At 71.4% G+C, this 12317-nt stretch carries 14 protein-coding genes; 8 read left to right on the forward strand and 6 right to left on the reverse strand.

The window, feature by feature from the left end; translation table 11 throughout:
• Positions 1–89 precede the first annotated feature (89 nt).
• Positions 90–1286 (reverse strand): argininosuccinate synthase, encoded by a 1197-nt coding sequence (locus NQU54_RS18875; protein ID WP_257632057.1) that lies wholly within the window; start codon positions 1284–1286, stop codon positions 90–92.
• A 177-nt stretch (positions 1287–1463) separates the two neighbouring features.
• Between NQU54_RS18875 and NQU54_RS18880 the strand changes: the two genes are divergently transcribed.
• From NQU54_RS18880 to NQU54_RS18900, 5 genes are all read left to right on the forward strand, one after another.
• Complete coding sequence (locus tag NQU54_RS18880; RefSeq protein WP_167504865.1) at positions 1464–1700, forward strand: hypothetical protein; 237 nt, start codon at positions 1464–1466, stop codon at positions 1698–1700.
• 113 nt (positions 1701–1813) lie between these two features.
• Complete coding sequence (locus NQU54_RS18885; RefSeq protein WP_257632058.1) at positions 1814–2674, forward strand: endonuclease/exonuclease/phosphatase family protein; 861 nt, start codon at positions 1814–1816, stop codon at positions 2672–2674.
• 160 nt (positions 2675–2834) lie between these two features.
• Positions 2835–4163, forward strand: coding sequence for a ferredoxin reductase family protein (locus tag NQU54_RS18890; RefSeq protein WP_306278851.1), 1329 nt, complete (start codon positions 2835–2837; stop codon positions 4161–4163).
• A 73-nt stretch (positions 4164–4236) separates the two neighbouring features.
• The gene (locus NQU54_RS18895) at positions 4237–4713 is read left to right on the forward strand and encodes an FMN-binding protein (RefSeq protein WP_100805660.1); all 477 of its coding nucleotides are present in this window, start codon (positions 4237–4239) and stop codon (positions 4711–4713) included.
• On the forward strand, positions 4710–5501 hold the full coding sequence (locus NQU54_RS18900) for an FAD:protein FMN transferase (protein ID WP_257632060.1): 792 nt from the start codon (positions 4710–4712) through the stop codon (positions 5499–5501). The genes NQU54_RS18895 and NQU54_RS18900 overlap by 4 nt, the downstream gene beginning before the upstream one ends.
• Before the next feature lie 31 nt (positions 5502–5532).
• On the opposite strand, the gene NQU54_RS18905 is transcribed toward NQU54_RS18900, so the two are convergent.
• Entirely contained in the window at positions 5533–6321 is a 789-nt protein-coding gene (locus NQU54_RS18905; RefSeq protein ID WP_257632061.1) for an alpha/beta fold hydrolase, read from the reverse strand.
• A gap of 37 nt (positions 6322–6358) precedes the next feature.
• Positions 6359–6985, reverse strand: coding sequence for a LysE family translocator (locus NQU54_RS18910; protein WP_257632062.1), 627 nt, complete (start codon positions 6983–6985; stop codon positions 6359–6361).
• 104 nt (positions 6986–7089) lie between these two features.
• On the opposite strand from NQU54_RS18910, the gene NQU54_RS18915 reads away from it, so the two are divergent.
• The 3 genes from NQU54_RS18915 (at position 7090) to NQU54_RS18925 (ending at position 9483) form a co-directional block, all read left to right on the forward strand.
• Positions 7090–7632, forward strand: coding sequence for a LysR substrate-binding domain-containing protein (locus tag NQU54_RS18915; RefSeq protein WP_257632063.1), 543 nt, complete (start codon positions 7090–7092; stop codon positions 7630–7632).
• Positions 7633–7791: 159 nt separating this feature from the next.
• Positions 7792–8388, forward strand: coding sequence for a pyridoxamine 5'-phosphate oxidase family protein (locus tag NQU54_RS18920; protein WP_069869864.1), 597 nt, complete (start codon positions 7792–7794; stop codon positions 8386–8388).
• Between the two features lie 66 nt (positions 8389–8454).
• Complete coding sequence (locus NQU54_RS18925) at positions 8455–9483, forward strand: bile acid:sodium symporter family protein (RefSeq protein WP_372505936.1); 1029 nt, start codon at positions 8455–8457, stop codon at positions 9481–9483.
• Positions 9484–9574: 91 nt separating this feature from the next.
• On the opposite strand, the gene NQU54_RS18930 is transcribed toward NQU54_RS18925, so the two are convergent.
• Genes NQU54_RS18930 through argB form a run of 3 tightly spaced genes read right to left on the reverse strand, consistent with a single transcriptional unit; the run spans position 9575 to position 12299 of the window.
• Positions 9575–10126, reverse strand: coding sequence for an arginine repressor (locus NQU54_RS18930; RefSeq protein WP_257632064.1), 552 nt, complete (start codon positions 10124–10126; stop codon positions 9575–9577).
• An 8-nt stretch (positions 10127–10134) separates the two neighbouring features.
• The gene (locus tag NQU54_RS18935; RefSeq protein WP_257632065.1) at positions 10135–11337 is read right to left on the reverse strand and encodes an acetylornithine transaminase; all 1203 of its coding nucleotides are present in this window, start codon (positions 11335–11337) and stop codon (positions 10135–10137) included.
• Positions 11334–12299, reverse strand: a complete 966-nt coding sequence (gene argB / locus NQU54_RS18940; RefSeq protein ID WP_257632066.1) for an acetylglutamate kinase — start codon at positions 12297–12299, stop codon at positions 11334–11336. Before argB ends, NQU54_RS18935 begins: the two co-directional genes overlap by 4 nt.
• Positions 12300–12317: the final 18 nt, after the last annotated feature.

Here is a 12317-nt window from a genome sequence, read left to right on the forward strand (position 1 = left end):
GTGTGCGACCGCCTCCCCGCCGCGGGGCGGGGAGGCGGCTTCGATGCGTCGCGTACGTCGGGTACGCGGGCTTGACGCTGTTAGGCAGGCTACTGCCGCAGATCCCGCTTCGCGGCGATCTTGCTCGACATCCCGAAGATCTCGATGAAGCCCTTGGACAGCGACTGGTCGAAGGTGTCGCCGGTGTCGTAGGTCGCCAGGTTGAAGTCGTAGAGCGACGCCTGCGACTTCCGTCCGGTGACGACGGCCCGGCCGCCGTGCAGGGTCATCCGGATCTCACCGGACACCTGCTCGTTCGCCTCGGCGATGAAGCCGTCCAGGGCCCGCTTGAGCGGCGAGAACCACAGACCGTCGTAGACCAGCTCGCCCCAGCGCTGCTCGACCTGCCGCTTGTAGCGGGCCAGCTCGCGCTCGACGGTGACGGCCTCCAGCTCCTGGTGGGCGGTGATCAGCGCGATGGCGCCGGGCGCCTCGTAGACCTCCCGCGACTTGATCCCCACCAGCCGGTCCTCGACCATGTCGATCCGGCCGACGCCCTGGGCGCCCGCCCGCTCGTTGAGCCGCTGGACGGCCTGGAGCACGGTGACCGGCTCACCGTCGATCGCGACGGGGACGCCCTTGTCGAAGGTGATGATCACCTCGTCGGCCTCGCGCGGGGTGGCCGGGTCCGCGGTGTACTCGTAGACGTCCTCGATCGGCGCGTTCCAGATGTCCTCCAGGAAGCCGGTCTCCACGGCCCGCCCGAAGACGTTCTGGTCGATCGAGTACGGGGACTTCCTGGTGGTCGCGATCGGCAGGCCCTTGGCCTCGCAGAAGGCGATCGCCCGGTCCCGGGTCATGGCGTAGTCCCGGACCGGCGCGATGCAGGTCAGATCGGGGGCGAGGGAGGAGATACCGGCCTCGAACCGCACCTGGTCGTTCCCCTTGCCGGTGCAGCCGTGGGCGACGGTCCCGGCGCCGTGCTTACGGGCGGCAGCCACCAGGTGCTTGACGATGGCCGGCCGGGACAGCGCGGAGACCAGCGGGTAGCGGTCCATGTACAGCGCGTTGGCCTTGATCGCCGGAAGGCAGTACTCCTCGGCGAACTCGTCCTTGGCGTCCGCGACCTCCGCCTCGACCGCCCCGCAGGCGAGCGCGCGCTTGCGGATGACGTCCAGGTCCTCGCCGCCCTGGCCGACGTCCACGGCGACGGCGATGACCTCGGCACCCGTCTCCTCGGCGATCCAGCCGATGGCGACGGACGTGTCCAGTCCGCCGGAGTAGGCGAGTACGACGCGCTCGGTCACGGGTGCCTCCTTACGATCCATACGCTTCTCTGCATGAGTATGCATTGCTCTGCATGATTCGTCAAAGCGAGGCGGGCGCTTTCACCAAGCGTTGGCACTCTCCCCATTCGGCCACCGGGTGAGAGACCATGGCTGCGGCGGGGAGCGCAGTTGCGGACCGAGGGGGAGTCGGGGCCCGTGCAGAAGAAGCAGATGATCGTGCTCGGCGTGATCGTGGCCGGAGTTCTGTGGATCAACAACCATGGTGACGGCAACACCCGCGACGGCAAGTCGCCGAATCCGCGCCAGTCGGACCGGTACCCCGTCCACTTCCAGAAGGACGACGGTAAGGGCAGCAAGAGCGGGAAGGGCGACAAGAAGCAGCCCGAACCGCGCTCGACGGTGTCCTATCCGATCAAGTTCCACCATCGGTGACACATCGATCGCGGCATGGCCGCGCGTCCTCCGTACGAGACGACTCCCGCCCGCCCGGGGCCGTTCATGGCGGCGTGGGACCGCGTTCGGAACCGGAACGCACGCTGACCGCCATGAATCAGCTGAACACTGCCTCCAGCCGGCGCCGATTCCTCGCCGCGGCGGTCGGCCTCGGCGCCACCGCCGCCGCCGGGACGTCCGGGGTGGCGGCCGCCGCCCCGGGGCCGCGGTCCCTGCGCGTGGCCACGTTCAACATCCACCATGGCGCGAGCCCCGCCGACGTACTGGACCTGGAGCGGGTCGCCCGGGTGATCGAGTCCATGCGGGTGGACGCCGTCGGCTTGCAGGAGGTCGACCGGTACTGGAAGCGCAGCGGCTTCGTCGACCAGCCCGCCTGGCTGGGCGAGCGGCTGGGCATGCATCACGCCTTCGGCGCCAACCTCGACTTGGCCCCGGAGGAGCCCGGCCGGCCGCGCCGCCAGTACGGCACCGCGGTGCTCTCCCGGTGGCCGATCCTGTCGTGGACCAACACCCACCTTCCGCTCGTCCCCGGCCATGAGCAGCGCGGACTGCTCCGGGCCACGCTGGGCGTGCGCGGCACGTGTGCCGACTTCGCGGTGACGCATCTCCAGCACAACGACGGCCAGGAGCGCGAGCGGCAGTCGGCCCGGATCGTGGAACTCCTCGGGTCCGCCCCCGAACGCACCATCCTGGTCGGTGACCTGAACGCCACGGCCGAGACCCCGGAGATCCGGATCCTGACCGGGGCGCTCGACGATGTGTGGCCGCTGGTCGGCACCGGCGACGGCTTCACCTACGACTCCGTCAACCCGCACGCCCGTATCGACTTCCTGCTCCCCTCCCGGGACGTCCGCCCGCTCACCGCCCAGGTGTTCACGGCGGACCCGGAGGCGTCCGACCATCTGCCGGTGGTGAGCGAACTGCTGCTGCCCACCGGCCGCCACCGGCGTTGACGTACCACCCGCGAAGGGCGGGCCGAAACCCGAACCCGTGAATCCCGGCGGCCTTTGAGTCATCGTCCTCTTCCAGCCGTATTCCCTTGTGCCGGAGCCCAAGGGAAGGGGACAGGCAGTGACGACGCTACTGAACAGCCGGGCCGGGCGGCGGCAGGCCATGCGCCGCATCCAGCCTCGCCGTTCGCCCGCCGTGCCGTTGATCCTGCTCAGCCTGGCAGGTGCGGCGGCGGTGCTGTCGCTGTGGTGGCACAACACCCCGAACGTCGAGGGCACCGCGGAGTGGCTCACCCACGCCGGGCGGCTCAGCGGGCTGCTCGGCGGCTATGTGCTCGCCCTCGTCGTGCTCCAGATGGCGCGCGTCCCGGCGCTGGAGCGGCGGGTGGGGTCGGACCGGGTGGCCCGGTGGCACGCGATGAGCGGGCGGTACGCGCTGTGCCTGATCGTGGCGCATGTCGGGCTGATCATCGCGGGCTACGCGGAGCAGGCGGGCACCGGTCTCGTCGACCAGTCGGTGACCGTGGTCATGGACTACCCGGACATGATCAAGGCGACGGTCGGCACCGCGATGCTGGTGGCGATCGGGCTGATCTCGGCGGGGGCGGCACGCCGCCGGATGCCGTACGAGGTGTGGTACTACCTGCATCTGTTCACCTATCTGGCGGTCTTCCTGACCTTCTGGCACCAGCTGGCGACGGGCGCGGAGTTCGTCGGGAACAAGACCGCGGAGACCGCCTGGTACGCGCTGTACGGCACGGTCACCGCGCTGGTGGTGTGGTACCGGCTGCTGGTGCCGCTGCGGCTGAACCTGCGGCACCGGATGCGGGTGGCGGCCGTCGTCCCGGAGGCGCCCGGGGTGGTGTCGGTGCTGATCAAGGGGCGCAGGCTGCACCGGATCGGCGCGCAGGCCGGGCAGTTCTTCCGATGGCGGTTCCTGGCCCCGGGCATGCGCTGGGGCTCCCATCCCTATTCGCTCTCCGCGCCGCCCCGGCCGGAGCTGCTGCGGATCACGGTGAAGGCGGTGGGCGGCCACAGCACCGGGCTGGCCTCGCTGAAGCCGGGGACGCGGGTGTGGGCGGAGGGGCCGTACGGGGCGATGACCGCGGCGCGGCGCAGCCGCGGAAAGGTGCTGATGATCGCGGGCGGGGCCGGGATCACCCCGATCCGGGCGCTGTTCGAGACGCTGCCCGGCAAGGGCGGCGACCTCACCCTGCTGTACCGGGCCCGCAGCGTCGAGGACCTGGCGCTGTGGGACGAGCTGAAGCAGATCGCGACCGAGCGCGGGGCCCGGCTGCTGTACGCGGTGAACGGCCCGGACGGCGCCCGCCCGGAGATCACCCCGGAGCGGCTGCGCCATCTGCTCCCCGATATCGAGGACCACGACGTCTATCTGTGCGGCCCACCGGGCCTGGCCGAGCACGCCTACGGGGCGCTGCGCGAGGCGGGCGTCCCGGATCGCCGGATCCACCACGAATCCTTCGAGCTGTGACCGAGACGTACCCGCCAGGACCGACACGTCCCAGCCGCGACCCGGCTGTTCGAGCTGTGACCGAGGTGAAGCCATGAAGAGGAAGCATCCGTTGCGCCGCATCGTCGTGGGAACGGCCGCCACCGTCTCCGGTGTGGTGCTGCTGCTCGCGCTGAAGCAGCCCGGTTCGGGGGGCGGTCAGACCGTCGCCCAGAACCAGCCGGGGCAGGCGCCCCCGGTCGCGGCCACGGCACCGCCGGGCGGGGGCGGCGCGGGGGCCGGGGCGGGCGCGGGCGACGCCCGTACGGTCACCGGGGACGTCGCGCAGACGCAGTACGGCCCGGTCCAGGTGAGCCTCACCGTCAGCGGTGGGAAGATCACCGCCGCGCAGGCGGTCAAGACGCCGAACTCCGGACCGCAGAGCGAGCAGATCGCCAAGGACTCCATTCCGAAGCTCAACCAGCAGGCGGTGACCGCGGCGAAGGTGGACACGGTCTCCGGTGCCACCTACACCAGCGAGGGCTACGCCAAGTCCTTGCAGAGCGCGCTCGACAAGGCGGGTGCCCGATGACGTACGAGAGCTGCGAACCCGAGCCGCTGCGCCATGTCGAGCACGTCATGGGCACGGTCTTCTCCTTCGACGTACGCGAGGTCGCCGCCGCCGACCGGCCCCGGGTGCAGGCCGCGCTGGACGGGGCCGTGGTGGGGCTGCACCGGGTGGACGAACTGTTCTCCACCTACCGCCGGGACAGCCAGATCAGCCGGCTGGGCCGCGGTGAACTGACCCTCGCGCAGTGCGATCCGGAGGTCCGGGACGTACTGCGGATGTGCGAGGACGCGGAGCACCGCAGCGGCGGCTGGTTCACCGCACGCTACGCAGGTGGCCGCCTCGACCCGACGGGCCTGGTCAAGGGCTGGGCCGTGGAGCGCGCCGCCCGGATGCTGGTCTCGTCGGGCGCCGGGTCGGTGTGTGTGAACGGCGGCGGCGACGTCCAGGTGCACGGCGGCCCCTGGCGGGTGGGGATCGCCGATCCGCTGCGCCGGGGCGAACTGGCGGCGGTCGTGGAGGCGCTCGGCGAACTGGCCGTGGCCACCTCGGGCCCGGCCGAACGGGGCTGCCACATCCTGGACCCGCACACCGGGCGTCCCCCGGCGGAGGGCCTGGCCTCGGTCACCGTGATCGCCGCCGGGCTGGCCGACGCGGACGCCTGGGCCACCGCGGCCTGCGCCATGGGCGCCGAACGCGCCCGCCCCTGGCTGGGCCGGCTCCCCGACGCCGAGGCGTTCGTCATCACCGCCGACGGCTCCACCTGGCACACCAGCGGCTTCGCCCGCTATGCGGCGGGCCTGTGCGTATGACCGCGGCGTCCGGCGTCCCGGGGCCGGGTTCCTACGGCTTGTGCGCGGTGGTGAGGAAGTCCAGGACGAGGGGGCCGGCGTGGGCGCGGCACTCCTCGAAGTAGGCGTGCCGGCCATGGGGGACCAGATGCAGTCGGGCGCCGGGGATGCGGTCGGCGAGCAGGGGTGCGTTGGCGGTGGGGTTGAGCAGGTCGTCGCTTCCGTGGACGACCAGGGTGGGGGCGCCGATGTCCGGCAGGAGGTCCCAGGCGTTGTGCCGGCTGCTGGCCGCGAGGTGGTGGCGCCGGGCGTGGGCGGGCATGCGAGGGTCGCCGAGGGTGTGGTGCGGGCCGGGATGGGAGGCGAGCCATCGGGGGGTGTACATCAGCTCCAGCAGGGCCTGTCGCGCGGCTCCGGGCTGAGGCCGCGTCAGGGCTCGGCGGACGTCGTTGCCGCGTTCGACGGCGTGCGGACCGCCGGGTGAGGTGCAGCCGAGAACCAGGGCGCTCACCCGGCGCGGGTGGCGGGCCGCGATGTGCTGGGCCACTCGTCCGCCCATGGACGTGCCGTAGACATCGGCCCGGTCGATGCCGAGTTCGTCGAGGACGGCGATGACGTCCTGGGCGAACAGTCCGGTGCTGTAGGGGGTGTCGGGCTTGTCGCTGTCGCCGGTGCCGCGGTAGTCGAGCGTGAGGGTGGCGCGAGCGGGATGGAAGTCGGTGCGAACCGCGTCCCACCAGTGGTGGTTGTTGGCCTGGCCCGCCAGCAGGACCAGCGGCGCCCCCTGGCCCCGGAGCTGGTAGGCGATGCGGGTTCCGTCCGGTGTGATGGCGTACGTCATCGGCTTCCGGGCGCCGGCAGAAGCACCGGCCCGGCCCTCAGACACCTGCGGCCACCGCGGCGCCCAGCCCCAGCAGGACGACGCCGGTGGCCACGCTGATCCCCCGCAGGACGACCGGCTGCGACACCAGGGCGCGCCCTCGGCTGACGACCCAGGTGAGCACCATGTACCAGGAGGCGCTGACGAGCGCCCACAGGGCTCCCAGGGCGACGGTTGACAGGAACACCGGGCCCTTCGAGGTCACGAACTGGGGCAGCACCGAGACGGCGAACACGCCCGCCTTGGGGTTGCCGAGGTTGGTGATCAGGCCGGTGAGATATCCGCCCGCGAAGCCGGTGGCGCGCCCGCCCGCGGAGGGCGGGCGGGTGGAGACGGTGGTGGTGAGCGCGGTCCGTAGCGTCTTCACCCCGAGGATCATCAGCACGACGCCGCCCGCGATCCGGAGCACCGCGTACGCGGTGGGGCTGGCCAGCAGGACGGCGGACAGCCCGGCCGCGGCGGCCGTGGACCACAGCAGGAAGCCGCTGGCATTGCCCGCGAGCGTGCCTCGGAGCGTACGTTGGCCGCCTTCCAGAACCTGCCTGATCATCAGGGCTTGACTCGCGCCTGGCAGCATCGCCAGCAACAAGGTGGTGGCGATGAAAACGGGCAGATGCGTGGGCATGGGAAAGAACCCCTTCCGGGGATTGCGGCCGATGGGTCTGCCACCAGGCTTCCTCTCTCGCGCCCCTAAGAGAAGTTAAAAGAAAGCGCGGGGCGCGCCTGGACGTGGCCATCGTCGCGTCCTGGGGCACGCCGCTCGCGCCGCCCCCACACGTACGGGCTCACTCACTCCTGTTGGACCCGATGGTCGTGGTTCTCCCCGATGACCATCCACTGGCCACCGGGCAGCCCGCGGACACCGAACTCCACCTGGAACAACTGCGCGCGGAATCGTGGGTTTCCATCCTGGCCGGCCATGCCGCCCGCGAACAGTTCCACGACGCCGCCCGCGAGGCCGGCTTCACCCCCACCGTGCGGTTCGAGACCGAGTCCTACGACGTCGCCCAGGCCCTCGTCGGCACCGGCATCGCGGTGGCCCTGGTCTCGCGCCTGGCCCTGACCCATGCGCCTGGCACCACCCATCGCGAACTGGTCCGCCCCAGGCCCTACCGCCAGCTCTACGCCGTGACCAAGGCCGACGCCAGCCTCACACCACTCGCCGACATGCTCATCGGCCTCCTGCGTGATGTCGCCCGCGACATCACCGCCACCTGGGAGGCTCCCCCGCGAGAAGAACAAGGCTCGTCGAACTCACCGCACGGAGCCTGAAGAGCCCCGGGTTCCGAATCGACACCGCCTGGTCCGAAGCGGCCGGCCCCGCTCCGGTTCCTCCGTCCGCCGGCCGTGGCTGCGCGAGCGCAGGGCCTTGGCGGCCGTACGCCCATGGAAGCATCGCCCCGGCGACCGCCCGCGGGGATAATGCGGCACATGGGAAAGGTGTACGAACGCATCGACGGCAGACTCCGCACCTTCATCGAAGAGCAGAAGATGTTCTTCACCGCCACCGCCCCGCTGGCCGGGGACGGCACGGTGAATCTCTCCCCGAAGGGGCTGGCCGGCTCCTTCGCCGTGATCGACGAACTGACCGTGGCCTACCTGGACTTCGCGGGGAGCAACGCGGAGACCATCGCCCATCTGCGGGAGAACGGCAGGATCACCCTGATGTGGTGCGCCTTCACCGGCCCGCCGAACATCGTGCGGGTGCATGGCCGGGGCGAGCCGGTGTTCCGTGACGATCCGCGCTTCGCCACGCTGCTGGCGCACTTCCCGGACATCGATGTCGACGACCACGGGCTACGGGCGATCATCGTGGTGGCGGCCGAGCTGATCCGGGACACCTGCGGTTACGCGGTCCCGTATCTGGACTACCGCGAGGACCGCCCGCTGCACGCCTCCCGCTTCCGGCGGGAGGACGACGAGTCGCTGGACCGCTACTTCCACAAGAAGGAGCACATCGCCAGCAGCATCGACGGGCTGCCGGGGCTTCCGCTGCCGCTGCCGCCCCTGAGTTCCCGTTCCACATAGTGGGTGTAGTGACCACATAACGAGACGGTGTTGCGGAAGGGGCCTTCGGAAGCGTTCCATCGCGCGGTGCGATCCGAATCGAAGAGCTCCGCGGCCGACTCCTCGACGACGGCGGGGCAGCCGCCCCCGTCGTCGCCGGAGGCCGCTTCCGCAGACCGGGCGGCCCGGCGGGCCGTCACCGTCTTCCCCCTCCTGGTCCTCGCCGCGGGCGCGGCGGGCCTCGGCACCCCCGGCACCTTCAGCGGCTGGGCGCCGAATGTGCCCTATCTGCTCGGCGTGATCATGTTCTGCATGGGGCTCACCATGACCCCGCAGGACTTCTCCGGTGTGGTCAAGCGGCCGTGGGCGGTGGCGCTCGGGCTGGTCGCGCACTATGTGATCATGCCGGGGCTGGGATGGCTGATCGCCAACGCCCTCGGGCTCTCACCGCAGTTGGCGGCCGGAGTGATCCTGGTCGGCTGTGCGCCGAGCGGCACGGCCTCGAATGTGGTGACGTATCTGGCGCGTGGCGATGTGGCGCTCTCGGTGTCGGTCGCCACCGTCTCCACGGTGCTCGCGCCGCTGGTCACCCCGCCGCTGACGCTGCTGCTTGCCGGGGAGTTCCTGCCGGTGGACGCGGGGTCGATGGTCACCGACATCCTCAAGACCGTCCTGCTGCCGGTGGTCGGCGGGCTGGTGGTCCGGCTGGTGGCCGGGCGGTTCATCCACCGGCTGCTGGGGCTGCTGCCCTGGCTGTCAGCCGTCACCATCGGCGTGATCGTCGCGGTCGTGGTGGCCGCCAGCGCGGACGCCATCAAGTCGGCGGCGGCGCTGGTGCTGCTCGCGGTGGTGCTCCACAACGGGCTCGGCCTGGCGCTGGGATACGGGGCCGGAAAGGTGGCCCGGCTGGGCGCGCCCGCCAGCCGGGCCATGGCCTTCGAGGTCGGCATGCAGAACTCCGGACTCGCCGCCTCCCTGGCCGCCGCCCACTTCAGCCCGCTGGCCGCGCTCCCGGCCGCCGTGTTCTCCGTCTGGCACAACGTCTCGGGAGCGCTGGTGGCGGCCTGGATGTCGTACCGGGCCCGCGGGGCGGAGAAGGGGGCGGCCACCGGCTGAGCGCTCTGCTGGGAGTGCCCTGACCTGCCGTCGAACATCCGCGGCGCCATCGTGGCTGGTCGCGCAGTTCCCCGCGCCCCTACGGGGCGCCTTAGCGCTCCTTCTGGGCCAGCCGCAGCAGATGGTCCGCGAGCGGCTGGCCCCCCTCCGGATCGCGGCTGATCAGCAGCAGCGTGTCGTCGCCCGCGATGGTGCCGAGGATGTCGTGCAGCTCCGCCGAGTCGATGGCCGAGGCGAGGAACTGGGCGGCGCCCGGCGGAGTGCGCAGCACCACGAGGTTGGCCGAAGCCTCCGCCGAGATCAGCAGCTCACCCGCCAGCCGGGCCATCCGCGCCTCGCTCGCCGACTCGCCGAGCGGGGCGCGCGGCGTGCGGTCGCCGCCCTCGCTCGGCACCGCGTAGATCAGCTCACCGCCGGTGTTGCGGATCTTCACCGCGCCCAGCTCGTCCAGGTCCCGGGAGAGCGTCGCCTGGGTGACGGTGAGCCCGTCGTCGGCGAGCAGCTTGGCGAGCTGGCTCTGGGAGCGGACCGCCTGCCGGTTCAGGATGTCCACGATCCGGCGGTGGCGTGCGGTGCGGGTCTGCGGCACGGCCTGTCCGCCGTGGTTGGCGTCCTGCGCGTCGGTGTGCTGCGCCTCGGTCATCGGTGTCGTCAGTCTCCGGCTCGTCGTTCCCCGTCACCCTCGTATGCGGCGTCCAGGACCGCGGGCAGCTCCCGGAGGAAGGTCTCCACCTCCTCGTCGGTGATGACGAGCGGCGGGGCGAGCCGGACCACATCCGGCGCGACCGCGTTCACCAGGAGTCCCGCGTCCTGAGCCGCCTTCTGCACCTGCGGCGCGAGGGACTCTGTGAGCACGATACCGAGCAGCAGCCCGGCGCCGCGGACCCGGGCGACCGCTGCGTGGTCGAGCGATTCGATTCCGTTACGCAGCCGCTCCCCCGCCCGCTTGACCCGGTCCAGGATGCCGTCGGCGGCGAGCGTGTCCAGGACGGCGAGAGCGGCGGCGCAGGCGACGGGGTTTCCGCCGAAGGTGGATCCGTGCTGACCGGGGGTCAGCAGCTCGGCCGCGGGTCCGAAGGCGATGGTGGCGCCGATGGGCAGCCCGGCGCCGAGCCCCTTGGCGAGGGTGACGACATCGGGCTCGACGCCCTGCGCCTGGTGCTCGAACCAGTGGCCGGTCCGCCCGATCCCGGTCTGGATCTCGTCGAGCACCAGCAGGGTGCCGGTGGCCCGGGTGATCTCCCGCGCCGCCGCCAGATAGCCGGCCGGCGGCACGACCACGCCGTTCTCGCCCTGGATGGGCTCCACGATGACGAAGGCGGTGTCGGTGGTGACGGCCGCGCGCAGCGCCGCCACGTCCCCGTACGGCACATGGGTCACCTCGCCGGGCAGCGGACGGAAGGGCTCCTGCTTGCCGGGCTGGCCGGTCAGCGCCAGCGCGCCCATGGTGCGGCCGTGGAAGCCGCCGGTGGTGGCCACCATATGGGTGCGCCCGGTGCGCCGCCCGATCTTGAAGGCGGCCTCGACCGCCTCCGCGCCGGAGTTGGAGAAGTACACGCGCCCGGAGCGGCCGAAGAGCTGGAGGAGCCGCTCGGCCAGCGCCACCGGGGGCTCGGCGACGAAGAGGTTGGAGACATGGCCGAGCGTGGCGACCTGGTGGGAGACGGCCCGTACGACGGCGGGGTGGGCATGGCCGAGGGAGTTCACCGCGATACCGCCGACGAAGTCGAGGTACTCCTTGCCGTCCGCGTCCCAGACCTTGGTGCCCTCGCCGTGGGTGAGCGGGATACGGGGGGTGCCGTAGTTGTCCATGAGCGCCCCCTCCCAGCGCCGCTTCAGCTCCGCGTTGCTCACTGGTCCTCCCCCTTGTCGCCCTGGTTGCCCTTGTCGTCGATCACGGTCCCGTCCGGCAGGACCATCGTGCCGATGCCCTCGTCGGTGAAGATCTCCAGCAGGATGGAGTGCGGTACGCGTCCGTCGAGGACACGGGCGGTGGTGACCCCGTGGCGCACGGCGTACAGACAGCCCTCCATCTTCGGCACCATGCCGCTGGCCAGATCCGGCAGCAGCTTCTCCAGCTGGCTCGCGGTGAGCTTGCTGATCACCTCGTCGCTGCTGGGCCAGTCGGCGTAGAGGCCCTCGACATCGGTGAGCACCATCAGCGTCTCGGCGCCCAGCGCGACGGCGAGGGCGGCAGCGGCCGTGTCGGCGTTGACGTTGTAGACATGGCCATCATCGGCGCTGCGGGCGATGGAGGAGACGACCGGGATACGGCCGTCGTCCAGCAGGGCCCGGACCGCGCCGGTGTCGAGGTCGGTGATCCGGCCGACCCGGCCGATGTCCACCCGCTCGCCGTCGATCTCGGCGAAGTGCTTGGTGGCGGACATCAGATGGGCGTCCTCGCCGGTCATGCCGACGGCCAGCGGGCCGTGCCGGTTGAGCAGCCCGACCAGTTCGCGCTGGACCTGTCCGGCCAGCACCATCCGTACGACGTCCATGGCCTCGTCGGTGGTGACCCGCAGCCCGGCCTTGAACTCGCTCACCAGACCGTGCCGGTCCAGCTGTGCGCTGATCTGGGGGCCGCCGCCGTGGACCACGACCGGGCGCAGACCCGCATGGCGCAGGAAGACGACGTCCTGGGCGAAGGCGGCCTTCAGCTCGTCGTCGACCATGGCGTTGCCGCCGAATTTGATCACCACGGTCTTGCCGTGGTGCCGGGTCAGCCAGGGCAGCGCCTCGATGAGGATGTGGGCCTTGGGCAGGGCGGTGTGTTTACGGGCGGACTGTTTTCGCCCATCTGAGTGATTGACCGTCATATCCGACTTCCGGAAGCC

The organism is Streptomyces malaysiensis subsp. samsunensis (genome assembly GCF_024519315.1).
Classification (GTDB): domain Bacteria; phylum Actinomycetota; class Actinomycetes; order Streptomycetales; family Streptomycetaceae; genus Streptomyces; species Streptomyces malaysiensis.